General features: G+C 63.0%; 28 protein-coding genes and 1 tRNA gene. 15 read left to right on the plus strand and 14 right to left on the minus strand.

The window, feature by feature from the left end:
• Positions 1–8: 8 nt before the first annotated feature.
• Positions 9–665, plus strand: coding sequence for a PadR family transcriptional regulator (locus ACRANW_RS06805; RefSeq protein WP_479433771.1), 657 nt, complete (start codon positions 9–11; stop codon positions 663–665).
• A gap of 80 nt (positions 666–745) precedes the next feature.
• Complete coding sequence (locus ACRANW_RS06810; RefSeq protein ID WP_479433772.1) at positions 746–1180, plus strand: hypothetical protein; 435 nt, start codon at positions 746–748, stop codon at positions 1178–1180.
• Positions 1181–1193: 13 nt separating this feature from the next.
• On the opposite strand, the gene ACRANW_RS06815 is transcribed toward ACRANW_RS06810, so the two are convergent.
• Entirely contained in the window at positions 1194–2390 is a 1197-nt protein-coding gene (locus ACRANW_RS06815) for a glycosyltransferase family 4 protein (RefSeq protein ID WP_479433773.1), read from the minus strand.
• A gap of 186 nt (positions 2391–2576) precedes the next feature.
• On the opposite strand from ACRANW_RS06815, the gene ACRANW_RS06820 reads away from it, so the two are divergent.
• The 7 genes from ACRANW_RS06820 (at position 2577) to ACRANW_RS06850 (ending at position 10531) form a co-directional block, all read left to right on the plus strand.
• Positions 2577–3755, plus strand: coding sequence for a phosphoserine transaminase (locus tag ACRANW_RS06820; RefSeq protein WP_479433774.1), 1179 nt, complete (start codon positions 2577–2579; stop codon positions 3753–3755).
• 123 nt (positions 3756–3878) lie between these two features.
• On the plus strand, positions 3879–5465 hold the full coding sequence (serA, locus tag ACRANW_RS06825; RefSeq protein ID WP_479433775.1) for a phosphoglycerate dehydrogenase: 1587 nt from the start codon (positions 3879–3881) through the stop codon (positions 5463–5465).
• A gap of 189 nt (positions 5466–5654) precedes the next feature.
• Entirely contained in the window at positions 5655–6785 is a 1131-nt protein-coding gene (locus ACRANW_RS06830; RefSeq protein ID WP_479433776.1) for an ATP phosphoribosyltransferase regulatory subunit, read from the plus strand.
• A 98-nt stretch (positions 6786–6883) separates the two neighbouring features.
• On the plus strand, positions 6884–7243 hold the full coding sequence (locus ACRANW_RS06835) for a hypothetical protein (RefSeq protein WP_479433777.1): 360 nt from the start codon (positions 6884–6886) through the stop codon (positions 7241–7243).
• Positions 7244–7556: 313 nt separating this feature from the next.
• Positions 7557–8846: an adenylosuccinate synthase gene (locus tag ACRANW_RS06840; protein WP_479433778.1), complete on the plus strand. Its 1290-nt coding sequence runs from the start codon at positions 7557–7559 to the stop codon at positions 8844–8846.
• A 33-nt stretch (positions 8847–8879) separates the two neighbouring features.
• Positions 8880–9434 carry a L,D-transpeptidase family protein gene (locus ACRANW_RS06845; protein ID WP_479433779.1) on the plus strand — a complete coding sequence of 185 codons (555 nt, stop codon included), beginning with the start codon at positions 8880–8882 and terminating at the stop codon, positions 9432–9434.
• Positions 9435–9535: 101 nt separating this feature from the next.
• Positions 9536–10531, plus strand: a complete 996-nt coding sequence (locus ACRANW_RS06850) for a MarR family transcriptional regulator (RefSeq protein ID WP_479433780.1) — start codon at positions 9536–9538, stop codon at positions 10529–10531.
• Here ACRANW_RS06850 and ACRANW_RS06855 read toward each other — a convergent pair.
• Genes ACRANW_RS06855 through argH form a run of 4 tightly spaced genes read right to left on the minus strand, consistent with a single transcriptional unit; the run spans position 10528 to position 14365 of the window.
• Positions 10528–11463, minus strand: a complete 936-nt coding sequence (locus ACRANW_RS06855; protein WP_479433781.1) for a precorrin-2 dehydrogenase/sirohydrochlorin ferrochelatase family protein — start codon at positions 11461–11463, stop codon at positions 10528–10530. The genes ACRANW_RS06850 and ACRANW_RS06855 overlap by 4 nt on opposite strands.
• An 18-nt stretch (positions 11464–11481) precedes the next feature.
• Complete coding sequence (gene lysA / locus ACRANW_RS06860; RefSeq protein ID WP_479433782.1) at positions 11482–12741, minus strand: diaminopimelate decarboxylase; 1260 nt, start codon at positions 12739–12741, stop codon at positions 11482–11484.
• Positions 12742–12752: 11 nt separating this feature from the next.
• Positions 12753–12992, minus strand: a complete 240-nt coding sequence (locus ACRANW_RS06865) for a hypothetical protein (protein ID WP_479433783.1) — start codon at positions 12990–12992, stop codon at positions 12753–12755.
• Positions 12989–14365, minus strand: coding sequence for an argininosuccinate lyase (argH, locus tag ACRANW_RS06870; protein WP_479433881.1), 1377 nt, complete (start codon positions 14363–14365; stop codon positions 12989–12991). The genes ACRANW_RS06865 and argH overlap by 4 nt, the downstream gene beginning before the upstream one ends.
• A 34-nt stretch (positions 14366–14399) precedes the next feature.
• On the opposite strand from argH, the gene ACRANW_RS06875 reads away from it, so the two are divergent.
• Positions 14400–14960: a TlpA family protein disulfide reductase gene (locus tag ACRANW_RS06875; protein ID WP_479433784.1), complete on the plus strand. Its 561-nt coding sequence runs from the start codon at positions 14400–14402 to the stop codon at positions 14958–14960.
• 2 nt (positions 14961–14962) lie between these two features.
• Here the strand turns inward: ACRANW_RS06875 and asd are convergent, their stop codons facing one another.
• Both asd and ACRANW_RS06885 read right to left on the minus strand, forming a co-directional pair.
• Entirely contained in the window at positions 14963–15811 is an 849-nt protein-coding gene (gene asd, locus ACRANW_RS06880) for an archaetidylserine decarboxylase (RefSeq protein ID WP_479433785.1), read from the minus strand.
• Positions 15812–15920: 109 nt separating this feature from the next.
• Positions 15921–15996, minus strand: a tRNA-Val gene (locus tag ACRANW_RS06885).
• Positions 15997–16121: 125 nt separating this feature from the next.
• On the opposite strand from ACRANW_RS06885, the gene ACRANW_RS06890 reads away from it, so the two are divergent.
• Positions 16122–16706 carry an N-acetyltransferase family protein gene (locus tag ACRANW_RS06890; protein ID WP_479433786.1) on the plus strand — a complete coding sequence of 195 codons (585 nt, stop codon included), beginning with the start codon at positions 16122–16124 and terminating at the stop codon, positions 16704–16706.
• Between the two features lie 55 nt (positions 16707–16761).
• Positions 16762–17748 (plus strand): asparaginase, encoded by a 987-nt coding sequence (locus tag ACRANW_RS06895; RefSeq protein WP_479433787.1) that lies wholly within the window; start codon positions 16762–16764, stop codon positions 17746–17748.
• A 19-nt stretch (positions 17749–17767) separates the two neighbouring features.
• Here the strand turns inward: ACRANW_RS06895 and ACRANW_RS06900 are convergent, their stop codons facing one another.
• The 4 genes from ACRANW_RS06900 to fmt form a co-directional block, all read right to left on the minus strand.
• On the minus strand, positions 17768–18238 hold the full coding sequence (locus ACRANW_RS06900; protein ID WP_479433788.1) for a DUF2269 family protein: 471 nt from the start codon (positions 18236–18238) through the stop codon (positions 17768–17770).
• A 231-nt stretch (positions 18239–18469) separates the two neighbouring features.
• Entirely contained in the window at positions 18470–19582 is a 1113-nt protein-coding gene (locus ACRANW_RS06905; RefSeq protein ID WP_479433789.1) for a zinc-binding dehydrogenase, read from the minus strand.
• Entirely contained in the window at positions 19582–20340 is a 759-nt protein-coding gene (gene truA / locus ACRANW_RS06910) for a tRNA pseudouridine(38-40) synthase TruA (protein ID WP_479433790.1), read from the minus strand. The genes ACRANW_RS06905 and truA overlap by 1 nt, the downstream gene beginning before the upstream one ends.
• On the minus strand, positions 20337–21242 hold the full coding sequence (gene fmt, locus ACRANW_RS06915) for a methionyl-tRNA formyltransferase (RefSeq protein ID WP_479433791.1): 906 nt from the start codon (positions 21240–21242) through the stop codon (positions 20337–20339). The genes truA and fmt overlap by 4 nt, the downstream gene beginning before the upstream one ends.
• Positions 21243–21295: 53 nt before the next feature.
• Here fmt and recR point away from each other — a divergent pair, with 53 nt between their 5' ends.
• The 3 genes from recR to ACRANW_RS06930 all read left to right on the plus strand — a co-directional run bounded on the left by recR (position 21296) and on the right by ACRANW_RS06930 (position 24197).
• On the plus strand, positions 21296–21892 hold the full coding sequence (recR, locus tag ACRANW_RS06920; RefSeq protein ID WP_479433792.1) for a recombination mediator RecR: 597 nt from the start codon (positions 21296–21298) through the stop codon (positions 21890–21892).
• Positions 21893–21938: 46 nt separating this feature from the next.
• Positions 21939–22511, plus strand: a complete 573-nt coding sequence (locus tag ACRANW_RS06925) for a peptide deformylase (RefSeq protein ID WP_479433793.1) — start codon at positions 21939–21941, stop codon at positions 22509–22511.
• A gap of 213 nt (positions 22512–22724) precedes the next feature.
• Positions 22725–24197: a DNA recombination protein RmuC gene (locus tag ACRANW_RS06930; protein WP_479433794.1), complete on the plus strand. Its 1473-nt coding sequence runs from the start codon at positions 22725–22727 to the stop codon at positions 24195–24197.
• Here the strand turns inward: ACRANW_RS06930 and ACRANW_RS06935 are convergent, their stop codons facing one another.
• The 3 genes from ACRANW_RS06935 to ACRANW_RS06945 are packed head-to-tail and all read right to left on the minus strand — an operon-like array spanning position 24198 to position 25752.
• Entirely contained in the window at positions 24198–24998 is an 801-nt protein-coding gene (locus ACRANW_RS06935) for a TrmH family RNA methyltransferase (protein WP_479433795.1), read from the minus strand.
• Between the two features lie 31 nt (positions 24999–25029).
• Complete coding sequence (locus ACRANW_RS06940) at positions 25030–25308, minus strand: HPr family phosphocarrier protein (protein WP_479433796.1); 279 nt, start codon at positions 25306–25308, stop codon at positions 25030–25032.
• 15 nt (positions 25309–25323) lie between these two features.
• A complete protein-coding gene (locus ACRANW_RS06945) occupies positions 25324–25752 on the minus strand; it encodes a PTS sugar transporter subunit IIA (RefSeq protein WP_479433797.1) in 429 nt (142 codons plus the stop codon).
• Positions 25753–25803: the final 51 nt, after the last annotated feature.

The following is a 25803-nucleotide window of genomic DNA, read 5'->3' on the forward strand; positions in this document are numbered from 1 at the left end:
GACCTGCAATGACCTGGAATAGATATGGGCGCGGCGGCGGCTGGGAAAAGTTTGCCGAAACGATGGCGATGATGGCCATGAACGGAAACATGAACTTCGCCGGTTCGAAGTTCGACAAGCCCGGCATGAACCCGCGCTGGCGTGATGAAGGCGAAGACGGCGACGATCGCGGCGCGGAAGCGGGTCGGTTTCGGCGCGGCCGCCGGGGGCGGATGTTTGCTTCGGGCGAACTGCGGCTCGCGCTGCTGGCGTTGATCGCGGACAAGCCCAGCCACGGCTACGAACTCATCAAGGAAATCGAGGAACTGACCGGCGGCGATTATGCCCCGAGCCCCGGCGCGGTTTATCCGACGCTGCAATTGCTCGAAGATGAAGGTGTGATCGAGGAGGCTGAGGCCGAAGGCGCGAAGAAGCCGTTCGCCGCGACCGACAAGGGCCGCGAGGAACTCGCTACCCGCACCGATGAAGTCGAAGCGCTGATGCGCCGTCTGGGCCGCCATGCGACGCGCGCGGAAAATGTCCGTTCGCCGGATCTATTCCGGGCGATGGGCAATCTGGGATCGGTGCTCAAGAACCGTGCACGCAGCGGCAAGCTGGACGAACGCACCATCAATGAAATCGTCGATATGATCGACGAGATGGCCAAGCGCATCGAACGCCTGTGATCGCACAGGCCGGTTGCAGCTAATCTAAGTTAGGAATATGCCGTCCCCGTTCGGGTCGCACCGGACGGGGGAGGGCACCCATGACGAAACCGCTAGTTGGCACTACCAAAGCACCGCTGCATTTATGGGTGGTGGGCGCGCTGACGCTACTGTTCAACACCATGGGCATCATCAGCTACACGACGACTGAGTTGGGTATGCTGGGCGACATGGGGATGACGCAGTCCCAGATCGCGTTCATGGAAAGCTATCCCGCCTGGGCCATTGCCTTCTGGGCGCTGGGGGTGTGGGGCGCGTTTGCAGGGTCGCTGCTGCTACTGCTGCGGTCCCGATGGGCGGTGGCGGCGATGGTGGTCGCATTGGTCGGGCTCGCCGTTATGACGCTTTACAATCACGTACTGATTACGCTGCCTGCGGATATGCGGTCCCCGGCGCTCGATATCGCGATCTGGGCGGTGACGCTGTTCCTGTTGTTCTATGCCAGTCAGATGGCGCAGGCCGGGGTGCTGCGTTGATCGGGTCAGCGCGTTACGCGGCCTTGCCGATGACCGCATCGGCTCGCTCACGTTCTCCGATCAGCTGGACGTAGGTGTCGGCGACCACCTGATTGATAGCCTCCCAGCTATAATCGCAGGCCCGTGTTTCTCCCGCCGCGCCATGCGCGGTGCGCAGCGCCCGATCGGTGCAGTAAGGTGCTAACGCCGCGGCGAAAGCGGCGGCGTCGCTCTCCTTGCTTTCCGAAGGCGCAACAAGGCGTCCGGTGACACCGTCGGCGACCAGACTGGCGCTGCCCGTTGCGCCTGCGGCAACTACGGGCAACCCGCTTGCCATCGCTTCCAGCGTGACGTTGCCGAAAGTTTCGGTGACACTAGGGTTGAAAAACACGTCACCGCTGGCGAGCGACTGGCCCAGCGCCTCGCCGGTCTTGAAACCGGCAAAGATCGCGCCGGGCATGTTCGCTTCGAACCAGCCACGCGCAGGGCCGTCTCCGATTACCAACACCTTATGCGGCGCGCCTGTCTGTCGCAGCCGCACGATGGTTTCGGCAAACACATCGAGGCCTTTTTCCATCACCAGTCGGCCAAGGAACACAATGGCGACATCGTCGTCTGCAAGACCAAGGCTTTGGCGCCATTCGGGATCGCGGCGCGCGGCCGAGAAAATCGTACGATCCACCCCCCGGCTCCAGAGCCCGATATGGTCGTGCATCCCCATCGCCAGCAATTCGTCGATCATCGATTGCGATGGCGCGACAAGCGCATCGCAGCGATTGTAGAACCGGCGCAGGCCCTTGACGATCAGCGGTTCCAGGAAGGCCATGTTGTAATAGCGCGGATAGGTCTCGAACCGGGTGTGGACGCTGGCGAGCACCGGAATGCTGTTGCGGCGCGCCCAGCGAAGCGCTGCGTGGGCGGCGGGATCGGGTGACGACAGGTGGACGATGTTGGGGCGAAAAGCCTCCAGATCGCGCTTCACCGCCGCGCCAAGGTGGGTGGGCATCCGGTATTCCCCGCGCCCCTTCACCGGCATGGGCACATTGGGCAGGCCGACAAGGTCGCCCGTGGCGGCGAAATCGGGGTTGGCGACCTTGGGCGCGTACACCCGCACCGCTGCGCCCTTGGCCAGCAGCGATCCCACCAGCCGATTGAGCGCCTGATTGGCCCCATCGCGGGTGTAATTGTAGTTGCCGCTGAACAGGGCGATGCGGAGGTCTGAGGTTTCCATGGAATGGCCCGTTTAGTAACATTCGCGTCACTTGGCGAGTGGTGCAGATGACCCAATTGAACCCAGCGGTGAAGCATTCGGTCGTATCCGTGGCATTTCGCGTTGACTCTTCGTGGCGCAACTCTAGTGCGGCGAGCGGGCCACGCGGTCCCAACGCCGCGCGAGCTCTCTGCAAGGAGAGAATACATGACTGAGTACACACGCGGGCTCCAGCACGAGCCTACGCACAAGCCTGACCGCCCGTTCTTTTCTTCGGGCCCCACGGCGAAGTTTCCCGGCTGGTCGCTGGATAAGCTCAAAACCGAATCGCTTGGCCGCTCGCACCGTTCGGCGCTGGGCAAGGCGCGTCTCAAGTACGCGATTGATCTTTCGCGCGAACTGCTCGGCATCCCCGATGATTACCTGATCGGCATCATGCCTGCGTCCGACACCGGCGCGATCGAAGCCGCCATGTGGGCGATGCTCGATCCGGCGCGCCCGGTGACGGTTGCTGCGTGGGAGAGCTTCGGCAACATCTGGATCCAGGACGCGGTCAAGCAGCTCAAGCTGCCGAACCTGCAAGTCCTCACTGCCGATTATGGCGAGATCCCCGATCTTTCCACCATCCCGCAGCGCAATGACGTGGTGTTCACCTGGAACGGCACGACCAGTGGCGCGATGATCCCCGACACCGATTGGCTCGCTCCGGACCGCGAAGGCATCACCATCAACGATGCCACCAGCGCGATTTTCGCGCAGGAAATGGACTGGTCGAAGCTCGATGCCACCACCTATTCGTGGCAGAAGGTGATGGGCAGCGAAGCGCAGCACGGGATGCTGATCCTCAGTCCCAAGGCGGTCGCCCGGATCGAAAGCTACGATCCGCCGTGGCCGATGCCCAAGCTGTTCCGCATGAAGAAGGGCGACAAGCTCAACCTCGGGATTTTTGCGGGCGAGACGATCAACACGCCGTCAATGCTGGCGACCGAAGATTATATCGCGGCGCTGGAATGGGCCAAGTCGATCGGCGGACGCAAGGCGCTGGTGGAACGCGCCAATGCCAATGCTGACCTCGTCAAGGACTGGATCGAGACCACCCCGTGGCTTCGCAACATGGTGCCCAATCCGGCGCAGCGGACCAATACCGGCGTCTGCATGGTGTTCCAGGGCGAATGGTATGACAGCCTTTCGGATGACGATCAGGCCGCTGTGCCCAAGAAGATCGTCAAGCTGCTCGAAGAACGCAATATCGGCTTCGACTTCAATGGCTACCGCGATGCGCCGCCGTCCTTGCGTATCTGGTGCGGCTCCACGGTCGAGCAGGAAGACATCAAGCGTCTGCTGCCGTGGATCGAATGGGCCTATGACAAGGTCAAGAACGGCTGATTTGAATCATTCGTGATGGCGTTGCCCCGGCCACCTGGCCGGGGCCGCTCTCCCCAATTGCTCGGCGCATATTGCGCGCGATCCCGGATCACGTCCGGGATGACGACCGGAAGGTATTTTCCAATGACCCGTCCCAAAGTTCTGATTTCCGACAAGATGGATCCCAACGCTGCGCGCATTTTCGAAGAGCGCGGCTGCGATGTCGATGTCATCACCGGCGAAACGCCCGAACAGTTGATTGCGCGCATTGGCGACTATCATGGCCTTGCCATCCGGTCTTCGACCAAGGTGACCAAAGCGATCCTTGATGCTGCCACCAACCTCAAGGTGATCGGCCGCGCGGGCATTGGCGTTGATAACGTCGACATCCCCTATGCCTCGTCCAAGGGCGTGGTGGTGATGAACACCCCGTTCGGCAATTCGATCACCACCGCCGAACACGCAATTGCGCTGATGTTTGCGCTGGCCCGGCAGATCCCGGAAGCCAATGCACAGACGCAAGCGGGCAAGTGGCCCAAAGCCGGGTTCATGGGCGTGGAGCTTACCGCCAAGACGCTCGGGCTGGTTGGCGCAGGCAATATCGGCTCGATCGTGGCGAGCCGCGCGCTTGGCCTGAAGATGAAGGTGATCGCCTATGATCCCTTCCTGACCGAAGAACGCGCGGTCGAAATGGGTGTTGAGAAGGTCGATCTCGACACGCTGCTGTCGCGGGCCGATTTCGTCACGTTGCACACACCGCTGACTGATGAGACCCGCAACATCCTCAACCGCGAACGGCTGGAAAACGCCAAAAAAGGCATCCGCATTATCAATTGCGCCCGCGGCGGCCTGATTGACGAAGTGGCCCTGAAAGAATGCCTCGACAGCGGCCAGGTGGCTGGCGCTGCGCTCGACGTGTTCGAGACCGAGCCGCCTGCCGCCGATCATCCGCTGTTTGGTACGCCCAACTTCATCTGCACCCCGCACTTGGGGGCATCGACCACGGAAGCGCAGGTCAACGTGGCGTTGCAAGTGGCCGAGCAGCTGGCCGACTACCTCGTCAACGGCGGCGTCACCAATGCGCTGAACGTGCCTTCGTTGAGCGCCGAGGAAGCGCCCAAGCTGCGGCCCTACATGGCGCTGGCGGAACGGCTTGGCAGCCTTGTCGGTCAGCTGGCCCACGGCAACCTCACCCACATCAGCATCGAGCGTGAAGGCGCAGCAAGCAGCCTCAACGGCAAGCCGATCACCGCAGCCGTTTTGTCGGGCTTCATGCGCCGCTATTCGGACACGGTGAACATGGTCAACGCGCCGTTCCTCGCCAAGGAGCGCGGGCTGGATGTCAGCGAAATCCGTCATGACCGCGATGGCGCGTTCAACACGCTGGTGCGCGTGACGGTGGAAACGGCACAAGGCCCGCGTTCGGTCGCCGGTACGTTGTTTGGCACCGAAACCCCGCGTCTGGTCGAAATCTTCGGGATCGGGATCGAAGCGGAACTGGCAGGCCACATGCTGTACATCGTCAACGATGACAAGCCGGGCTTCATCGGCCGCATCGGAACCCTGCTGGGTAGCCATGGGATCAACATCGGCACCTTCAACCTCGGCCGCCGCGAAGCGGGCGGGGAAGCGGTGCTGCTGCTCAGCCTCGACGAAGCCCTGACGCCCGAGGTGATCGCCGAGGCGGAAAAGCTTGATGGCGTGAAGCTGGTCAAGGCACTGGCGTTCTAATCTCTCGCGGGAGGCTGGCGTTGCCAGCCTCCCTGCCGAGGGGGCGGCCTTTCGGCCGACGCGCATTTGCGCTTGCGGTTCGTTGTGCGAACCGACCTTGCATTTTTTCGTCACCCCGGCGAAGGCCGGGGCCTAGAGACGCGGTCGGGACTTGATCCCGGCCTGCCCCGGGATGACGCGCGAGAAACAATGACAACATCCAACAATATCCTGGCCAACGATCTCCTCCCCGAAGGCCTCGAGGACCGCCTGCCGCAAGAAGCGGCGCGCATCACAGCGGCCATGCGCGCCTGCCTGGATGTGCTGGACGCTCACGGCTATGACCGGGTGCGCCCACCGCTGCTCGAATTCGAAGGTTCGCTGGCAGGGCGTATGGCGGGTGCGGTTGCAGGCGAGGCGCGGACGATGTTCCGTTTTGTCGACCCTGCGAGCCTTCGCACGCTGGCGTTGCGGCAGGATATGACCCCGCAGGTCGGGCGGATTGCTGCCACCAGCCTCAAGACCGCGCCGCGCCCGCTACGGCTCGGCTATTGCGGCGACACCGTGGTGATCAAGGCGAGCCAGCTCGATCCGGCGCGTGAGCGTCTGCAATTGGGTGCGGAACTGATCGGCGCGGACAGTGTCGCAGCTGCGAGCGAGATGGTGATGCTGGCGGTCGAAGCGCTGACTGCGGCGGGCCTCACCGGCATATCGGTGGACTTCACGCTGCCCGATCTGGTCGATACGCTTGCAGACAAGACCTTTCCGCTTGCGCCGGACCGGATCGAAGCGGTGCGTAGCGAACTCGATACCAAGGATGCGGGCGGGTTGAAGGCCGCTGGCGGCGCAGCCTATCTGCCGCTGCTTTACGCGACCGGGCCGTTTGAAACGGCACTGGTGGCGCTGCGCGATGTTGACGCAGGCGGCGCGCTGAAATCACGGCTGGACGGGTTGGCGCAGATCGCCGCCCATATCGGCGATGCAGCACGGATCACACTCGACCCGACCGAGCGGCACGGGTTTGAATATCAGTCATGGTTCGGCTTCACTTTGTACGCAGAGGGCCTACGCCATGCGGCAGGGCGTGGCGGCACCTATCGCATTGCCGGAAGCGACGAGCCGGCCACCGGCTTCACGCTTTACCTAGATCGCCTCGCCGATGCCGCGCCTCAACCCGAGGCGGCGCGGATGGTGTATCTGCCGCAAGGCCATGACCGCGCGGCAGCGGCGCGGCTGCGGGCTGAAGGCTGGCGCACCGTTGCGCAACTGGCCGAGGGCGAGGATCCGGCGGGGCTGGGCTGCGGCTGGGTGCTGGACGGCGACGAGCCGAAACCGATCTGATGCGCCAAGCGGCGGCTTTGCCGTGCTTGCGCGACAAAAGCTGCCATTCGGGAAACGACCCCTTTCCATACAAAGCATTTTGATGTTCATTCGCCGCGATGGCACTTGAGAAAATCAAACTATTTGAGCGGACGCGCGACCGTTGGCCGCTTAACGTGCACATCCGTCCCAAGGATGGGGTGCCATGCTTCGAGGCGAACCCATGTTTGGTCGACGTTTATGGCAACATCGAAGCCGACGGTGAGCCAACAGAGGATTGGACTCCAGAGGATGAGTGGACGAACCTAGCGAACTGGGCGTTTCATCAGGCACTCTGGTCGATCGCTGAGAGTTCTGAAGAAGGGCAGCTACATCGCGATCAGGTCACTTTCGAATTGTTCGACAAGTGCATGAAAGAAAACCTATCGGGCGATGATTGCTGGATCGCGGAGCGGGTCGAATACGAAGCAAGCCCGTAGACTTCAGTTATCTGGATACCACCCAAGACCGGTCATGGCGCGTAGCAGTGCGTGTGCCGAAAGCCGCCGTTCCTAAGTTGCACCCGCTACCCTGCGAACACCTTCTTTAGCCACGCGTCCATAACAGGGGCGCCGGGTAAGCAGGCTTGCCCAGCTTGCAGTTGATTTCAGCGTGCCCTCGCGGGAAGGTGCCGGGAGGTGCTGCCGATTTCGACCCTTGGTCCCCCGCGTCGCCTGTTTTCGCGCCCTTGCCCTGACAGGCCCAACCGCCTAGGCGTCCCGGCGGTCTCTCCCAAGCATTGTAAGGAAGCAAATGGCCAACGTCACCGTTATCGGCGCCCAGTGGGGCGATGAAGGCAAAGGCAAGATTGTCGATTGGCTCGCCAGCCGCGCCGATGCCGTGGTGCGCTTCCAGGGCGGGCACAATGCCGGCCACACACTGGTAATCGACGGCAAGACCTACAAGCTCAGCCTGCTGCCTTCGGGTATCGTGTCGGGCACCTTGTCCGTAATCGGCAACGGCGTGGTGCTGGATCCGTGGGCCTTGCGCGATGAGGTCGCCAAGGTCGAAGGGCAGGGGGTGAGCATTACCGAGGAAAACCTCGCTGTGGCGGACAATTGCCCGCTGATCCTGCCGCTGCACCGCGATCTGGATGGCCTGCGCGAAACGGCGGCGGGCAAAGGCAAAATCGGCACGACCGGGCGCGGCATTGGCCCTGCTTATGAGGACAAGGTCGGGCGGCGCGCCATCCGCGTCTGCGACCTCGCGCATCTCGAAAGCCTCGAGCCGCAGCTTGATCGCCTCTGCGCGCATCACGATGCGCTGCGTGCCGGGTTTGGCCAGCCGCCGGTGGACCGCGCGGCACTGCTCGACGAATTGCGCGAAATTGCGCCTTTCGTGCTGCGCTTTGCCCAGCCGGTGTGGAAGCGTCTGAAGAAGGTCCGCCGCGCAGGCGCCAAGATCCTGTTCGAAGGCGCGCAAGGCGTGCTGCTCGATGTCGATCACGGCACCTATCCGTTCGTGACCTCGTCAAACACCGTCAGCGGTACGGCGGCGAGTGGTAGCGGCCTCGGCCCCAATTCCACCGGCTACGTGCTGGGCATCGTTAAAGCCTACACCACCCGCGTCGGCTCCGGCCCGTTTCCCACGGAGCTGGAGGACGCCATCGGCCAGGGACTGGGCGAGCGCGGCCATGAATTCGGCACGGTAACAGGCCGCAAACGCCGGGTCGGCTGGTTCGATGCCGTGCTGGTGCGCCAGTCCTGCGCGATCAGCGGCGTGACCGGCATCGCGCTGACCAAGATCGATGTGCTCGACGGGATGGACCGGGTGAGCATCTGCACCGGCTACCGCCTGCACGGGAAGGTCTATGACTACCTCCCCAGCCACGCCGCCGATCAGGCCGCGTGCGAGCCGATTTATGAAGACATGCCCGGCTGGCACGAAAGCACTGCAGGTGCGCGAAGCTATGCCGACCTTCCGGCCAACGCGATCAAGTATATCCAGCGTATCCAGGAATTGATCGAATGCCCGGTGGCGCTGGTTTCGACCTCGCCGGAGCGCGACGACACGATCCTGATGCGTGATCCTTTCGTGGATTGATTGCTGGGGCAGGGCAAGGCTATCTTCACACCTGTGAAACGCCTCGCTCTCCTGCCGCTCATCGCTCTGGCTGGCTGCGCCGCGCCGTCGGTGAAGCAGACCGGGGCGCCATCTGCGCAACCGCCGCTGGCGCGCGAGGCGGCGCGGATCGTGCCGCCGCGGCGCTTAAGCACTGTCGATTACCTGATCGTCGACAAGTCCGAGCGGTTGATGATCGCCTATGCCGGGGGCCAACCGGTCAAGGCATGGCGCGGCCTGCAATTCGGCGATGCGCCGCTGGGGCACAAGCAATTCGAAGGCGACGAGCGCACGCCCGAAGGCCGCTATGTGATAGAAGGCCGCAACCCTGGCAGCAAGTTTCACCTGAGCCTGAAAATCTCATACCCCAACGCGCAGGATCGCGCTTTTGCGCGCCAGTTCGGACGGTCGCCGGGCGGCGATATCTTTTTGCATGGCCAGCCCAATGGCTTGGTCTCCGGACGGGTGCCGGGGGACTGGACCGACGGTTGCATTGCCTTTTCCAACGCGGAAATCGAAGAGTTGTGGCAGATCGTCCCCGATGGAACGGTTATCGAAATACGGCCCTGATGAAGAGGCGGGCGGCAGATGTTCTGACACACATAGGTAAGTATACTTGACCTGATCCGGTTTTGTTCTATTATCGTTCCAACATTGTTGGAGTCGATTCGATGCTGAACGATGCTTTCCCTCCTGCTGATTTTTCCTACGACATGGTCGATGACGGCGCGGGCCTGCCGGCGCGGGTGGCTATTTTTGCCCAAGATGAAGGGGTACGCGGACAGATCGGCGCAGACCTTGATGGTGCGGGGTTCCGCTGCATTGATGGCGGCAGTTTGCGTGCGCTGCTTGAGGGGCCGATTGCGCTGCTGGGTGATGTCGTGGTGGTCGATTGCGCGGTCACGGGAAAGCGTGGGATTGACGGCATGATGCTGGCAGGGCTGGCGCGGCTCGATATGCGGGTGGCGCGGTCGGGCGCAAAATTGATCGTGGCAACCAGTCTTGATGGCCTGAATGATGTGTTTGCGGTGCTCGATCAGTCCAACCCGCAGATACTGGTGTCGCCTAGCCGCGCCGAACGTGTGATTGCGGTCGGGCGCGCAATGGGTGAAGCGAGCGCGGGGCGGTTGCGCGAAATGGGTGAGGAAGACCGGGTGGCCTTGCTGCGGCTGTCGCAACAGGTCGAGGCCATTGCAAGTTCGCTTGATCGGCTTGGCCAAACCACAGCCTCAAACGCGCCTGCACTTGGCGAATACAAGCGTGATTATCATGGGCCGGAATCTGCGTTTTCCAGCAATTTCGGGACTGCGGGTACGCCGTTGCCCGACCCCCAGATCGTGCGCCAGATTATCGCCAACCGTCAGGCCCGTGGCCGGTTCTTCGATTCGGCATTGTTCGGCGATCCCGCGTGGGACATGCTGCTGGATCTGACCGCCGCGCATGGGGAAGGCGCGCAGGTTTCGGTCACATCGCTGTGCATTGCCGCTGGCGTTCCGGCGACCACCGCGCTGCGCTGGCTCACCCAGATGGTGGAAACCGGCATTTTCCGTCGCGTTCCCGATCCGGCTGACCGTCGTCGCGCTTTCATCGCGCTGAGCGACAAGGCAATTGCGGCGATGGCAGGGTATTTCGCCAGCCTGCGCGCACCCGCGTTTCAGACCGCCTAGGCTGCGGCTTCGGGTCGCCAATGCAGAATCAGGGTCAGGCCAGTGATCGGCGGCGTAGCGGCTTGCTCGCGCGACTCGGCCTTGCCTGTTCCAGGTGGGGTTTTGCCCGTTTCAGGTGCCGTCTTGGTCGCACTTGCCCCTGCCTTGGTCGCGCCAGACCCCGCCTTGACCCCCTCCAGATCGGCCACTTGATCGCGCAACGGTTCACGGACCGCATCGGCCCGGGCACGCGCCAGAATGGCACGCGGAACGGCGCCATCGATCAACAGGACATCCGCTTCGCCCAGTAACCGCGCCTGTCGTAGGGTCAGATCTTCAGGGTCTTTGCTGGACAGCGTGATCGCATAAGTCGCGCCAGAAACAGGGCGATCGGCGCCTTCAAGCCAGCTATCAACCTCTTCAAAGGATGAAGGATTCAAAGGATCAAGTACGCCCCCTTCACGCAGGGCAGCATCCACAGCCCGGCGCCGATCAGCACCATCGGGAAACCGCCGCCGCAAATCCGGTCGCGCAGTTTCCAGCGCCTTGGCGAGCTGGCCCAGCGTGGCGGGCAGCACCCGCTCAAGCCGCAGCCGCACATGCTTCGCCAACCCTGCCGAAGCGCCGCCTGTGCCAATCGCCACCAGCAGCGGGTCACGATCCAGGATGGAAGGCGTTGTAAAATCGCACAATTCCGGGCGGTCGACGACATTGACCAGCATCCCTGCGCAGCGCGCATTGATCGCCGCCACTTCGCAAGCGCGGGCATCGTCGTAGGCAATAAAAGCGATCCTCACCCCTTCATCCACCGCGCGCGCCAATTCGTCGATGATGACGCCGCCGGCCCGTTCGACCAGTCGGCGCTTGGGCTCCGCTGCCGGGCCATCGCCGAGAACCAGCACGTTCTGGCCGGTGATCTGGTGAAACAATGGCAAGCTGGCGATGGTGCTCATGATCGGATCATTGACCGCTCAGGAAAGCCATTCGGGCACGCGTTCGGCGTCCATGATGGCGCCTGCCTCGATGCGGTCGGCAACCACCGCGAACTTGTCGCCATCGACCAGCACTTCGGCCACAAACCCGCGCGAATTGTAGGACGAGGCCATGGTCGCGCCGTAGGCTCCCGCGGTGCGAAACACTGCCAGTGCGCCCGCCTCCAACGCATCGCATTCGCGGCCCATCGCAAAGGTATCGCCGGTTTCGCAGATCGGGCCGACGATATTGGCCGTCATCTGAGCCCCAGACGGCGCCACCGCTTCAAAATGATGATAGGCGCCGTACAGCGCGGGCCGGGCCAGATCGTTCATCGCGGCGTCGACGATCACGAAGGGATCCTTGATCCCGCGCTTGACCCGAACCACGCGGGTCAGCAGCACGCCGGCATTGCCGGCGATGACGCGGCCGGGCTCGAAGATCAGCTTCACGCCCCAGTCCTTCGTCACCCGTGCGACCATCGCGCCATATTCGGCAGGAGCAGGCAGCACTTCGCCGACCCGATAAGGCACACCCAGCCCACCGCCCAGATCGACGTGGGTGATGGTATGGCCCGCGCCGCGCAACGCCGTGATCAGGGTACCAAGTTTTTCGAATGCGGTTTCCAAGGGCGCAAGATCGGCCAATTGGCTGCCGATATGCACTGCAACGCCGCGCAGGTTCACCCCCGGCAAGCTGGCCAGTGCACCGAAGATCTGCCCGGCTTCGCTGATCGGCACGCCGAATTTGTTATCGGCCTTGCCGGTTGAAATCTTGTCATGCGTGCCGGCATCGACATCGGGATTGATCCGCAAGGTGCACTGCGCCGTCATACCGCGTTCAGCGGCAGTCGCGGCCAGTTCGACACCTTCTTCCTCGCTCTCGATATTGAATTGGCCGATGCCCGCTTCCAGTGCGGCAACCATTTCGTCGGCGGTCTTGCCCACGCCTGAGAACACGATCATGCCCGGCGCAATCCCGGCGGCCAGCGCGCGGCGCATTTCACCCACCGAGACCACGTCTGCGCCCATGCCCTGCCGCCCCAGCACTTTCAGCACGGCCAGATTGGGATTCGATTTCACCGCAAAGGCGATCAGCTTGTCGGACACGGCATCCAGTGCCTCGCGGAACACGCGGGCGTGACGTTCCAGCGTGGCGCGGGAATAGACGTAGACAGGGGTGCCGACAGCTTCGGCGATGTGCGGCAACGGCACATTCTCGGCGTGCATCACGCCATTACGATAGGCAAAATGGTCCACGGTGTTCGCTTCTATTCAGGGGGCAGGTCGAAAGGATCATCTGCGCGCTCTTCCGAGCGGCGCCGCAATTCCACGCTGCGTTCGGGCGCAGCCAGAGCATCGCGGCGCAGCAAGTCGTTAGCAGTCGGCGTGTCGGCGGCGCCGTAAGGCGTGTCGGGCAGGCTTGCGCCTTCGGGGGGTGTGAGGGGGGACACCGTCCCGCACGCCGAGAGCACGGCAGCCAATCCCAGTGCAGCGAATCTTCGCATCATTCCTCCATGCCCAGCGCACTTGCGGCGCGAGCAACTTGCAAACGGACCTGCGCGGGCGCGGTTCCCCCGTAAGAGACCCGCGCCGCTACCGACGCGTCGACCGAAAGCGCAGCATAGACGCCTTCGTCGATCCGCGCATCAATCGCCTGGAGATCGGCGAGGGGTAACTGATCGAGCGCAACCTTGCGCGATTCTGCCATTTTCACTGCCGTTCCGGTGATGTGATGCGCCTCACGGAATGGGATGCCTGCGGCCCGTACCAGCCAGTCGGCAAGGTCAGTCGCGGTGGCATAGCCAAGTTCGGCGGCAGCGCGCATCCGATCGGTATGGAAGGTGGCACCTGAAATCATGCCGGTCATTGCCGCGATGCTCAGCGCCATCAGGCTGGCGGCTTCGAACACGGGGGGCTTATCGTCCTGCATGTCCTTCGAATAGGCCAGCGGCAGGCCCTTCATGGTGATCATCAGGCTGGTCAGCGCGCCGATCACCCTGCCGGAATGGCCCCGCACCAGTTCGGCCGCATCGGGGTTCTTCTTCTGCGGCATGATCGACGACCCGGTCGAAAGGCTGTCGGGCAGTCGAATGAAGCCGAACGGCTGGCTTGCCCACAGAATCAACTCCTCGGCCAGTCGCGACAGGTGGAGTGCGGTGGTCGAACAGCACCACAGGAAATCCAGCGCGAAATCGCGGTCGGAGACAGCGTCCAGCGAATTGGCGGTGGGCCGGTCGAATCCAAGCGCGGCAGCGGTTGCCTCGCGGTCGATCGGGAACCCGGTGCCAGCCAGCGCCGCACTGCCCAGCGGGCACTCGTTCATCCGCGTGCGCGCATCGGCCAGCCGTGCACGGTCACGCCGGAACATCTCGTAATAAGCCATGAGGTGATGGCCCAATGTGACCGGCTGTGCGGTTTGCAGGTGCGTGAAGCCGGGCATGATGCTGTCCGCGTGCTCGCCAGCGCGAGTGACGAGCGCGCGTTGCAAGGCCGCCAGGCCATCATCCATCTGCACAATTGCATCGCGCACCCACAGGCGAAAATCGGTTGCCACCTGATCATTGCGGCTGCGCGCTGTGTGGAGCCGTCCGGCCACGGGCCCGATCAGCTCGGCCAGCCGGGCTTCGGTGGTCATGTGAATGTCTTCGCGGTCCCAATCCTCGGGCACGCCGTCGCGTTCGTATTCAGCGGCAACAGCGTCAAGGCCATTGGCGATTACCAGTGCATCGTCTGCCGCGATGATCCCGGCTGTGCCCAGCATCGCCACGTGCGCCTTGGACGCGGCGATATCCTGCCGCCACAGCGCCTTGTCGAAGGGGATCGAAGCGTTGATTTCACGCATGATCGCGCTAGGGCCGTCAGCGAAGCGCCCGCCCCACATCGCGTTGGTCGCAGCCCCTGTTCCGGAGCCCGTCATGTCCCGATCATCGCTCATTCTGGCACTACCGCTCCTGCTGCTTGCGGGCTGCGATAGGGCGGACGAGCCCCCGGCGCAACCGGTTGAGGCCCAAGCGCCCACGCCCGCGGGTGCAGTGGTGCGGACCTTTGCCGGAACGGCGTTGCCCGCGATGCAGTTTGCCGATGCGCGAGGTGGCACGCTCGATCTGGCCGCGCAGGACGGGCCGGTGCTGATCAATCTGTGGGCCACATGGTGCGCGCCATGCGTCAAGGAAATGCCGCAGCTCGATGCCCTGGCCGGTGAATTGGAAGGCGAGGTGCGAGTCATCACCATCAGTCAGGATGTGCGCGGGGCCGAGGTGGTGACGCCGTTTTTCGTCAAGAACAGTTTTGCGCGGCTCGAACCCTGGCTCGATCCCGATGCCGAGCTCTCCGCTCAGTTCACGCCCGAAGGCGTGCTGCCGCTGACAATTCTGTTTGATGCGGCCGGCATGGAGGTGCTGCGGGTGCAAGGCGGTTACGACTGGGGAAAGCCTGCGGCCGCCGCGCTGGTGCGTGACAGCTTGGCAGCCAAGTAACCTCAGGCGGTCAGTCGCCGCGCAATCGCCTGACCCATGCGCAGGGTATCGCCGGGTTTGAAGCCATCAAGCCATTCGATCCGGCCGGGTTCGAGCAGCAGCACCACCGTCGAGCCGAGGTAGAACCGGCCCATTTCGTCCCCGGCGGCGAAAGCGTGAGGATCGCGATGGAAATCCTCCTGAACCACGCTGGCCCCATGTGTGCGGAAGGTGTTGGGCCATACTGTGTCGATGCCTGCGACAATCATCGCACCCACCATCACGCTGGCGAAATGCCCATCGGGCCCGTCAAAGCGGCAGGACAGGCGCTCGTTGCGGGCAAACAGCCGGTCGACCCCGCCTGCGGTTGCGACGTTGACCGAGTAGAGATCGCCCGGAATGTAGCTCGTCGCCGCCAAGGTGCCAGCAGCGGGCATATGGACGCGGTGATAGTCCTTGGGGCTGAGGTAGATCGTCATGAACCGCCCGCCTTCGAAGCGCGCGGCCTCGGCTGCGCTACACGCGAGGATCTCGCCGACGCTGTAATCGCGCCCCTTGGCTTGGATGATACGCCCGCCCGCGACCGGCCCCAATTGGCTGACCGCGCCATCGGCGGGCGAGAGGATGAAGGTATTGCTATCGGCCAGCGGCCGGGCGCCGGGTTTCAGCTCGCGGGTAAAAAAGTCGTTGAAGCTGGCAAATTCCCCCATGCCGCGCGCGGCCTCCGACAGATCAACGTCGAACGCCGCAACAAAGCGCCGGATCAACTGATCGCGCAGCCATGGCTGGCGGCTAGCTGCCAGCCTCCCGGCAAAGCGCGAAAGCGCATGTTGCGGGACGATATGCTGAAGCGCGATGAAGGCTGAGGACATGGGCGTAGCTGTGTCAGGCTGAGGTCAGCGGTGCAAGCGTCGTGCCTTTGCATGCACAAATACGTTCCGAAGCAAAGCCACTCCGTAGTTGGCCGGCTGTGGCTGAATGTGGTGGGCGGTAACGGGCTCGAACCGCTGACCCTCTCGGTGTAAACGAGATGCTCTACCAACTGAGCTAACCGCCCCACGGCGCGTCGTGTTGCGGATTTAGCGGCGAACGGGCGGCGGTCAAGCGGCCTTTGTCCATTTGATCGTAACCCATTGGTGGTGTTAGGTTGGCCGCGTCCGTAGCGACCCCGAGGTATCCGCGATGATCGAAACGAAGCTAAACGATGGCACCCAAGTGTGCATCCGCCGGGTTCGCGCCGAAGATGAACAACGGTTGCGCGAGGGCATTGCGCAGCTTTCGCCGCAGTCGCGCTATTTGCGATTCTTCTCTGGAATGCGGGAAGCGCCGCCGCAGGTGTTGGCTGCATTGGTGAGAGTTGACGGACATGATCATATCGCATGGGGTGCACTGCGGTCCGATCTGCCCGGCCTTCCGGCCTTGGGCGTAGTTCATGCGTTTCGCGATGCCGACGATCCGGAAACAGCGGAGTTTTCCGTGGCAGTGGTCGATGCGTATCATGGGCGCGGTCTGGCGAGACTGCTGACCGCGGTGTTGCTGCTGGATTGCGCGCGCGAAGGACTGGCCCAGTTCGCCGTTCACATCCTGCCTGAAAACCGTCCGGCGCTGGCCTTTGCCCGGTCGCTCGGTGCGGCGGGTGTCGGTTACGATGCCGGGGTTTCGGTGCTTGAAATCGACATTGCCGAGGCACTGAAGGCGCTGCGGGAATATCCGGATGTGCCGGGATTGGCATCGGTCTTCGCGCAATTCGACGCTGCGGCGGGCTAGATTCGACGCTGCCGCGGGCTAGGCGTGCGCGGCGCCAGCGGCTAGAGCGTGAGACATGACATGCCCTCGCATTCTCGTGCTCGGCACCGGCGGTACGATTGCTGGTGCAGGCAGCGGTGCGACCGGCGCCGCCTATCGCCCGGGCGACCTCGCGCTGGGCACCCTGATTGCGCACCTCGATGCGCTGGGGCTGGCGGCGGATCTGGTGCCGCAGGACGTAGCGCGGATCGGATCGCAGGATATCGGCTGGACACAATGGCGGGCGCTCCATGCAGCGTGCACGGCGGCGATGGCGGATCCGTCGGTGGATGGAATCATCATCACCCATGGCACCGATACAGCCGAGGAGACCGGCTACCTGCTCGATCTGACGCTCCCGACGGCCAAACCGATCGTGCTGGTCGGTGCGATGCGCGCCGCCGATGCGGTCGGCGCGGACGGGATGCGCAACTTCGCCAATGCGGTGAACGTGGTGAGCGATCCAGAGGCAAGCGGGCGCGGCGTGATGCTGGTGATGGGCGACGCGGTGCTCTCGGCTCGCGATGCGCGCAAGGCCGCGACGTCGGCGATTGACGCCTTCCGCAGTTTCCCGCGTGGGCCTTTGGCCCGGGTGACGCCGGCCACGCTCGACTGGTTCGGCCCGTCGCACCGCTCCGGCAAAGCGGCGCGCTACGCCTTTCCGCAAAGCCTGCCGCGTGTAGCGATCCTCACGGCAGGGGCGGGGATGGATGCGCAGCCGGTTGAGGCCTTGCTGGGAATTGGCTGCAAGGGCGTGGTGCTTGCCGGAATGGGACAAGGAAACGCGCCCGCCAGCGTCCTTTCGGCCCTGTCCCAAGCGGCAGCGCGGGGTGTGCCCGTGGTGCGCTCTGCCCGCGTCGATGAAGGGCTGGTCGACCGCAATGTTGAGGTTGACGATGATGCCCTGGGACTGGTTGCTGCCCGCGCACTTGGTCCGGCCCGCGCAAGGGTCCTGCTGATGGTGCTGATCGCGAACGGGATTACCGATGCAGCGGCGTTGCAGGCAGCGTTTGACGAGGCGTAATTGCTGCCCACAAACGGCGTCAACCGGGCTTGAAGATCATCAGATACAGCGAAGAAACCAAGGGCACGGTCGAAATCAATCCCCACGTAATCCATTTGCGGGCCAACATCCGGTACGTGTCAGGGACTTCGCTTCCGCTGACAAATTTGCGCGCCATCCGGGCTTGCTTTATCTGGATGGGGATCAGGATAAATAACCAGATCACACCGGCAGCGACAAACCAGACCTGGCTCCAGAGCAGCCAGGAAGGGCCGGGGAAGTCATATTGTGCTTCATACATCGCGCCGTACCCGCCGACCATCGTCAGCACGATTCCGGGAACCGTGAGGGCGAAATCCGTGCCCGTGACCAACCGCTGGCCAAAAGCGATAATCGAAACGTCATGCGTTCGATCAGCAAAGACCTTCCACACGGCTGTTACCGTGATGTTTCCTATCAACAACACAAGCCCAAGGAAATGGATGAACTTGTAGAGATTGAACGCATCCACTGGTGATCTCGGACTAAAGTGTGGCCAGTATCGAAATGAAAGTGTGCAGCTTAAAAAGAGTCGTTCGGAAGCTCGACGATCTAGCTGCTGACAGGGTCAGCGAACCTGCGCAAGCGGTCAATCGCATTCGCACCCACTTGCCGCAATTCGTGCCGAAGTTCCACGTTGCAAGACGGGATTTCCGACCAAGTCAGATGGCGGCCCCCGCCTGAGCGGGGGCGCACACATGACCTATGCCCAAGGCGTAACCAGATACTTTTCGCCGGTCTTCATCTGGCGGTAATCGCAGATTGCGTCTTTCTCCAGCATTCCCTCCAACGATACCTTGGCCTTGTAATGGCTGGCAAAGGTGGTGGTGAGGTTCGCCTGCACCCTACCGCGCATCCGGCCAACGGTTTCCATACCGGCGCGCTGCAAGAATGGCGTCAGCAGCCATCCCGCGATGCTCCATTGCAGGCCGTAGGACGGCGTCAGGATCGTGTTTGACAGGTCAAGCCGACCGTAGATGTACATCTTCTTTTGCTGGTTTGATCCATAGCGCGAAAACTCGCCCATCTGGCTGGCAGCGACCTGTTCCATCGCCTTCAGCACGCTGTCGGAGGCCTTGCCTCCGCCAATCGGATCAAAGCCAAGGAAGGCGCCGGTTTCGGCAATCGCGGCGCGCAGGTCGGCCATGTATGTTTCTGCAGACGAGTTCACCACGTGGGTCGCGCCCTGCGACTTGAGCAGTTCGACATGTTCGTCCTTGCGGACAATATTGACCAGCTTCATCCCGTCTTCCACGCAGATGCGGTTGAGCATCTGGCCAAGGTTGGATGCTGCGGCGAGGTGGACGATGGCAGAGTGGCCTTCCATCTTGGCGGTTTCGACAAAACCCAGCGCGGTCATCGGGTTGACGAAGCTCGACGCGCCGGTTTCGGACGAATGCTCGCCCAGCGGCAGGCACATCATTGCATCGGCGATGGCATATTGCGAAAAGGCGCTGCCCGGCACGCAGGCAACGCGCTGGCCCATCAGCGACTTGGCCATGTCGCCGTCACCTGTGGCGATCACCGTGCCCGCGCCTTCGTTACCGGCAGGCAAACGCTGGCCGTGACGACCGCGGTTTCCACTCAGGAAGGGTTCGGGCATCTGCGCGACGACTTTGCCAGGGGTGTATTCGGCACTGTCGAAATCGGCCGCACTGGTGAGGATCGCGAGGTCCGAAGGGTTGATCGGGGCGGCTTCCATCTTGACCAGCACCTGATTGCCGGTGGGGACGGGAAAGGTGCTCTCCGATACCTCCAGCGTCAATTTGCCGTCGTCAGTGAGGGTGGTGAACAGCTGTTTTCCGGTGGTGGTCATTATGGTTCCTCTCGTGAATTGGGATAGATTGCCTCGACGAAGTAGAGGCCGTGGGGAGGCGCGTTAAGCCCCAACGCATTGCGGTCGCGTGCGGCCAGTGCTTCGGCCATTCGGATTTCGGTCCAAGCCCCTGCACCCACCAGCTTGAGGCATCCTACCATTGATCGTACCTGATGATGCAGGAACGATCGGGCTGCGGCGTGAATGTGAATCTCTTCGCCGACCCGTTCGACGTCGAGCAGATCGAGCGACTTGACTGGATCGGCGGCCTGACAATGCACCGAACGAAAGGTGGTAAAGTCGTGCCGGCCGACAAGCGCCTGTGCGGCGCGGTGCATCGCGCCTTCGTCCAGCGGCGGCGCGAGATGCCATGCGCGGTTGCGCTGGAGTGTCAGCGGCGCACGGCGATTGGCGATCCGATACAGGTAGCGCCGCCCGGTGCATGAAAAGCGCGCGTGCCAATCGTCCGGCACCACCTCACAGGCGATGACGGCAACGGGCTCGGGCCTGACCTGCGCGTTGATGGCAGCCATCAGCCGGGACGGGGCAATGTCCTTTTCAAGATCGACATGGCTGCGCATCGCCAAGGCGTGCACGCCTGAATCAGTGCGCCCGGCGCTATGTAATATCGCTTTTTCTCCGGTGATCCGTTCCAGCGCGCCCTCAACCGCTTGCTGCACGCTCGGCCCGTGGGACTGGCGTTGCAGACCGAAGAACGGCGTGCCGTCAAATTCAAGGGTAAGCGCGAAACGGGTCAAGCGAGCATTGTCCCCGCCACGACTGCGCGTCCGCGAAGGAATTCGGCCCGCTCCAGCACAGGCTTGCCTGCGCGCTGGAGCGTAATGGGCCGGATCGCGCCATGCCCGCAGGCGATGGTGAAGGCGTCGTCCAGGACCGCGCCGGGCGCGCCGCTTGCGTCCACCCCTTCAGCAAGCAGGAGCTTGACCCGCTCTGCCTCCAGATCGAACCATGCGCCAGGAAAGGGCGCGAGGCCACGCACCTTTCGCTCGATCACCTCGGCGCTTTCAGTCCAGTCGATTTTGGCTTCGGCCTTGTCGATCTTTGGCGCGTAGATCGCCGCCGCGTCGTCCTGACGTTCGGGCGCGAATGCAGGAAGATCGGCCAGCACCCGGACCATCGCGTCGGCTCCCATCGCGGCCAGAGCGTCTGTCAGTTCGCCCGTCGTCTTGCGGCCCACCGGCACTGTGATGGTGTGCAGCATCGGCCCGGTGTCCAGCCCTGCTTCCATCTGCATGATCGTGACGCCGGTCTCGGCATCGCCCGCCATCACCGCACGGTGGATCGGTGCCGCCCCGCGCCAACGCGGCAGCAGGCTAGCATGGATGTTGAGGCAGCCGTGCACCGGCGCGTCGAGAACGGGTTGCGGCAGAATCAGGCCGTAAGCTGCGACCACAGCCACGTCCGCCTTCAAGGCGGCAAACTCGGCCTGTGCTTCAGCTTTCTTGAGTGACGCGGGGGAGCGCACTGGCAGGCCCAGTTGTTCTGCCGCCGCCTGCACGGGCGATGCACGCAACTGCTTGCCCCGGCCCGCCGCCCGCGGCGGCTGGGTGTAAACGCACGCAATCTTGTGCCCCGCTGCATGCAGCGCACGCAGGGCCGGCACCGCAAAATCGGGCGTTCCCATGAAGATGATGCGCATAAGCGTGACCCGCAGCCTTTGTTAAGCGATGCGCAGCCCCTATCTTGCCCCCCATGGCATCGCAAGAGATCGAGGCATTGAGTTCCGCGCTGGCCCGTCTGCCGGGCCTGGGGCCTCGTTCGGCGCGCCGCGCTGTGCTGTGGCTGGTCAAGAACCGCGAAAGCGCACTCCCGGCTCTGCTTGAAGCCTTGGCGGGCGTGGCTGAAACGCTCGTCGAGTGCCAGACCTGCGGCAATGTCGATACGCGGGACCCTTGCGCTATTTGTGCCGATCCGCGCCGTGATGCGCGGTCACTGTGTGTGGTGGAGGAAGTCTCCGATGTCTGGGCGCTTGATCGGGCGCGACTGTTTCCGGGGCGCTATCACGTGCTGGGGGGCAAACTGTCCGCGCTTGACGGCATCGCGCCGGAAAACCTCAACATCGCCAGCCTGCTCGCGCGGGTCGAAGCTGGCGGCATTGACGAGGTGGTGCTGGCCATGAACGCGACGCTGGAGGGCCAGACCACCGCGCACTACCTCGCGGAACGGTTGGAGGCATATCCGTTGCGGGTGACCCAACTGGCCCACGGGCTGCCGGTGGGGGGCGAGCTCGATTACCTTGACGAAGGCACGCTGGCACAGGCTTTGCGCGCACGTCGTCCGGTGGGATAGCACGCGGCGCGTTGAAATCCGTGTTGCGCTCGCTTAAGTAGCGCGCATGGCAATCCGCGAAATCCTTGAAGTGCCGGACCCCCGGCTGAAAATCATCTCGACCCCGGTCGAACAGCACGAGTTCAACGCCGAGCTGCGTACGCTTGTCGGGGACATGTTTGAAACGATGTATGATGCGCCCGGCATCGGCCTCGCCGCAATTCAGGTCGGCGTGCCCAAGCGGGTGCTGGTAATTGATCTGCAACCCGATGACCCGGATGCCGAGCCGGTCGAATGCGCGCATGATGGCCATTCGCACACACACCCTGCGACCAAAAACGATCCGCGCGTGTTCATCAATCCGGTGATCCTCGATCCGGCAGCGGAGCTTTCGACCTATCAGGAAGGCTGCTTGTCGGTCCCCGAAATCTACGCCGATGTCGACCGTCCGGCGACGTGCCGGGTGCGCTATCAGGATCTGGACGGGAACACCCATGAAGAGGCGCTCGAAGGACTGATGGCGACGTGCCTGCAGCACGAGATGGACCATCTGGAAGGCATCTTGTTCATCGATCACCTCAGCCGCCTGAAAAAGGCGATGGCGCTGAAGAAGCTGAAGAAGATCCGGCAAGCAGCGTAACTTGCCTTTCAGACCCGCGTCTGCGGGGCCGTCCTTGCGACGTTTCATGCCGAGCAAATGCAGTGGTGTGAAGCCCGTCGCCTCTGCTACGCTATCGCCGACCGCATCGCCTTCAGCCTTTGACGTTCTGGCGAAGGTCGGGATCCCGCGAAAATCGTCGAGAGCAAAGCAACGACGCTGGCGTTCACCATACGTTCTGTATAGGCTGACGCGATGGACATATCGATTCTCCCGCTTATCGCTTTGATCGCTGGTGCCGTGTTGGGCGGTATGGCAGCGTGGTTTCTCGCATCGCGACCGCTGGCGGATCTGCGCACCCGACTTGGAGATGCTCAGGCGTCCGTGGCTGAGGGCGAGGTGAAGTTTGCTCGCGCCATTACCGAATTGGGCGAAGCGCGGATCGAAGTTGCTGGATTGAAGGAGCGGGCGGGGCAAGCCGATGGTCTGCTGACCCGGCTCGACGCTGTGCAGGCTGATCGGTCGGCACTGGCCGAACGCTTGGCTGCGCTGGAGAGCGCATCGGCTGAGCGTGAAAAGGCTTTTACCGAACAGAAGGCGGGCTTGCTGGTGGCGCAGGAGTCCTTGCGCAAGGAGTTCGAAAACGCCGGTGCGGCCGTGCTGGGCAGGGCGCAGGAAGCATTCCTCCGCCGTGCCGAGGAACGGCTGGGCCATTCCGAAAAGGCAAGCGAGGAAAAGCTGAAAGCGCTGCTCGCCCCCGTGGGTGATCGGCTGGCGAGTTACGAGCGGCAGGTCGCCGAACTTGAAGCCAAGCGCACCGATGCGTTCGGGCAACTCACCGGCGTGATCCAGTCAATGCGGGAAGGGCAGGAGGAAATCCGCAAGGAAGCGCGACGGCTTGGCAATTCGTTGACCAATGCCCCCAAGGCACGGGGGCGCTGGGGGGAACGGGCCTTGCAGAACGTGCTCGAACAATGCGGATTGGCGCAGCACACCGATTTTCATCTTGAACAATCGCTGGACACGGATGAAGGGCGCCTCCGCCCCGATGCGATCGTCAATGTGCCCGGCCAGAAGAAGCTGGTGATCGACGCCAAGGTGTCATTGAACGCCTATCAGGCCGCGTTCGAGGCGGACGATGAAGGGGAGCGCAAGCGGCATCTCGATCTCCATGCCAAATCCATGCGCAATCACGTGCAGACCTTGGGATCGAAAAGCTACCAGAGCCAGTTCGAGGACGCGCCCGATTACGTGGTGATGTTTGTGCCGGGCGAGCATTTCGTCGCCGCTGCGCTCGAACATGATCCCGAATTGTGGGATTTTGCTTTCCGCAACAAGGTGCTGTTGGCGACCCCCACAAATCTTGTGGCGATCGCCCGAACGGTGGCGCAGGTGTGGCGGCAGGACAAGATGGCGTCCGAGGCCGCCGAAATTGGGCGGATGGGCGCGGAATTGTATGATCGGCTTGCCACTGCTGCTGAGCACCTGAAGCGAGTCGGCGGGGGCCTGGAAAGCGCGGTCAACAATTACAACAAGTTCGTCGGCAGCTTTGAACGCAATGTGTTGTCGTCCGGGCGGCGGCTCGCCGAAAAGGGCGTCGAAATCGGCAAACGTGAAATCGAAGCGGTCCCGCTGGTTGAGTCGGCACCCCGGTACAACGCCGCCGATGGCGATGCGGTCGAGGCGGAGTATCCGGCGCTCGAAATCCGCAAGGACGCCGCAGAATAGCTACCCCTCCAGCCCTGCCAGCACCTCGTACGCCAGCACCGCGCCTGCCACTGCAACGTTCAGCGAGTCAGCCCGGCCCCGCATGGGCATGGTGACGCGCAGGTCGCAGGCCGCTTCATACGCTTCGGGTAACCCCTGCGACTCGTTGCCGACCATGATGAAACACGGCGCAGCATAGGCGCCGCCGCGATAGGGCACTGCGTCGCGCAAACTCGCTGCGACCAACTGCCCAGGTCCGCCGCGCAGCCATGGCAAAAACTCATCCCACCGCGCCTGCGCAAGGCCGACGGTGAACACTGCGCCCATGCTGGCGCGCACGGCCTCGGCGCTGAAGGGATCGGCGCAATCGTCAATCAGGATCAGGCCGCCGGCGCCCACTGCGTCACAGGTGCGCAGCATTGTGCCCAGATTGCCGGGATCGCGCAGCGCCTGTGCAACCAGCCAGATCGGCGCGGCGCTGCGATCCACAGTGGCCAGTGAGGTGTCCCATTCCTCGAACACGCCCGCAACGCTCTGCGGATTGTCCTTGCCGGTGATCTTGGACAGAATGTCGGGGGCGGTGACGATCACCTCGCCGCCGGAGGAAAGCACATCGTTTTCCAGGCGCGCCAGCAGATCGTGCGCTATGCGGTGTTCGGCCATGACCAGCGTCTGCGGCACCCGGCCCGATGCGCGCGCATCTTCAAGCAACCGCAGTCCTTCAACCAAAAATTGGCCCGAACGCCGGCGGTGCTTTTTGTCGCGCAGGCTGCGCAGATATTTGACGGTGGGGTTGGAAAAGCCGGTGATGTGCTTGCGCATGGTGAAGCGCTGCCGGTTTCAGGCGCCAGCGTCAATCCTCTCCGAAACCATCCGTGACCAGCGCGACCAGATCGGCCAGCACGGCTTCCGCTCCTTCGCCTTCGACCGCAATCTCGACCGTGTCACCTTTGGCAGCGCCTAGCATCATCAAGCCGAGGATCGAGCCGCCCGCCGCGCTATGTGGCGGCTTTGTGACAGTCACCTTGATACCATCAGGCAGTGCTGCAACCGCGCCGACAAACTTCGCGCTTGCCCTTGCGTGCAATCCCCGGCGATTGACGATGGTGACACTGTGCCGTGCTTCTTCCATGCTGCGGCCCTGCTTTTACGCTTTGGCACGTGCCGGGGGTACGGCGACCTGTCCGAGCAGTTCACTCGCGATGGTGATGTAATTGCGCCCTGCGGCCTGTGCTGCATGGACGGCGGCGGTCACATGCATAACCTTTCGTGCGCCTGCGAGGCGAATAAGCATTGGCAGATTGATCCCTGCAATAACTTCGACTTGGCCCGCTTCGAGCAAGGAGATCGCCAGATTAGAGGGCGTTCCGCCAAATAGGTCTGTCAAAATGATGACACCATGGCCTGCATCCACCGACGTAATGGCGTCGGCGATCTCGTCGCGGCGTTGCTCCATATCGTCGTTGGGACCAATGCACACAGTGACGATCCCCTCTTGTGGGCCGACAACGTGCTCCATGGCTTCGACAAATTGGTCCGCGAGGCGGCCATGGGTTACCAGGATCAAACCGATCATGCGAAAATAGGGATCCGTTAGCTGCGAGCCGAAATGGCGGCTTACGCGTTT

It is taken from the genome of Erythrobacter sp. 'gip.4 top 5' (assembly GCF_056495765.1).

What these genes read in the sequence shown, in the direction of transcription:
- ACRANW_RS06805 (WP_479433771.1), top strand. Translation starts at nt 9, where the DNA reads ATGACCTGGAATAGATATGGGCGCGGCGGCGGCTGGGAAAAGTTTGCC.
- ACRANW_RS06810 (WP_479433772.1), top strand. Translation starts at nt 746, where the DNA reads ATGACGAAACCGCTAGTTGGCACTACCAAAGCACCGCTGCATTTATGG.
- ACRANW_RS06815 (WP_479433773.1), bottom strand. Translation starts at nt 2,390, where the DNA reads ATGGAAACCTCAGACCTCCGCATCGCCCTGTTCAGCGGCAACTACAAT.
- ACRANW_RS06820 (WP_479433774.1), top strand. Translation starts at nt 2,577, where the DNA reads ATGACTGAGTACACACGCGGGCTCCAGCACGAGCCTACGCACAAGCCT.
- serA (WP_479433775.1), top strand. Translation starts at nt 3,879, where the DNA reads ATGACCCGTCCCAAAGTTCTGATTTCCGACAAGATGGATCCCAACGCT.
- ACRANW_RS06830 (WP_479433776.1), top strand. Translation starts at nt 5,655, where the DNA reads ATGACAACATCCAACAATATCCTGGCCAACGATCTCCTCCCCGAAGGC.
- ACRANW_RS06835 (WP_479433777.1), top strand. Translation starts at nt 6,884, where the DNA reads ATGGCACTTGAGAAAATCAAACTATTTGAGCGGACGCGCGACCGTTGG.
- ACRANW_RS06840 (WP_479433778.1), top strand. Translation starts at nt 7,557, where the DNA reads ATGGCCAACGTCACCGTTATCGGCGCCCAGTGGGGCGATGAAGGCAAA.
- ACRANW_RS06850 (WP_479433780.1), top strand. Translation starts at nt 9,536, where the DNA reads ATGCTGAACGATGCTTTCCCTCCTGCTGATTTTTCCTACGACATGGTC.
- ACRANW_RS06855 (WP_479433781.1), bottom strand. Translation starts at nt 11,463, where the DNA reads ATGAGCACCATCGCCAGCTTGCCATTGTTTCACCAGATCACCGGCCAG.
- ACRANW_RS06865 (WP_479433783.1), bottom strand. Translation starts at nt 12,992, where the DNA reads ATGATGCGAAGATTCGCTGCACTGGGATTGGCTGCCGTGCTCTCGGCG.
- argH (WP_479433881.1), bottom strand. Translation starts at nt 14,365, where the DNA reads ATGTGGGGCGGGCGCTTCGCTGACGGCCCTAGCGCGATCATGCGTGAA.
- ACRANW_RS06875 (WP_479433784.1), top strand. Translation starts at nt 14,400, where the DNA reads ATGTCCCGATCATCGCTCATTCTGGCACTACCGCTCCTGCTGCTTGCG.
- asd (WP_479433785.1), bottom strand. Translation starts at nt 15,811, where the DNA reads ATGTCCTCAGCCTTCATCGCGCTTCAGCATATCGTCCCGCAACATGCG.
- ACRANW_RS06890 (WP_479433786.1), top strand. Translation starts at nt 16,122, where the DNA reads ATGATCGAAACGAAGCTAAACGATGGCACCCAAGTGTGCATCCGCCGG.
- ACRANW_RS06895 (WP_479433787.1), top strand. Translation starts at nt 16,762, where the DNA reads ATGACATGCCCTCGCATTCTCGTGCTCGGCACCGGCGGTACGATTGCT.
- ACRANW_RS06905 (WP_479433789.1), bottom strand. Translation starts at nt 19,582, where the DNA reads ATGACCACCACCGGAAAACAGCTGTTCACCACCCTCACTGACGACGGC.
- fmt (WP_479433791.1), bottom strand. Translation starts at nt 21,242, where the DNA reads ATGCGCATCATCTTCATGGGAACGCCCGATTTTGCGGTGCCGGCCCTG.
- recR (WP_479433792.1), top strand. Translation starts at nt 21,296, where the DNA reads ATGGCATCGCAAGAGATCGAGGCATTGAGTTCCGCGCTGGCCCGTCTG.
- ACRANW_RS06925 (WP_479433793.1), top strand. Translation starts at nt 21,939, where the DNA reads ATGGCAATCCGCGAAATCCTTGAAGTGCCGGACCCCCGGCTGAAAATC.
- ACRANW_RS06930 (WP_479433794.1), top strand. Translation starts at nt 22,725, where the DNA reads ATGGACATATCGATTCTCCCGCTTATCGCTTTGATCGCTGGTGCCGTG.
- ACRANW_RS06935 (WP_479433795.1), bottom strand. Translation starts at nt 24,998, where the DNA reads ATGCGCAAGCACATCACCGGCTTTTCCAACCCCACCGTCAAATATCTG.
- ACRANW_RS06940 (WP_479433796.1), bottom strand. Translation starts at nt 25,308, where the DNA reads ATGGAAGAAGCACGGCACAGTGTCACCATCGTCAATCGCCGGGGATTG.
- ACRANW_RS06945 (WP_479433797.1), bottom strand. Translation starts at nt 25,752, where the DNA reads ATGATCGGTTTGATCCTGGTAACCCATGGCCGCCTCGCGGACCAATTT.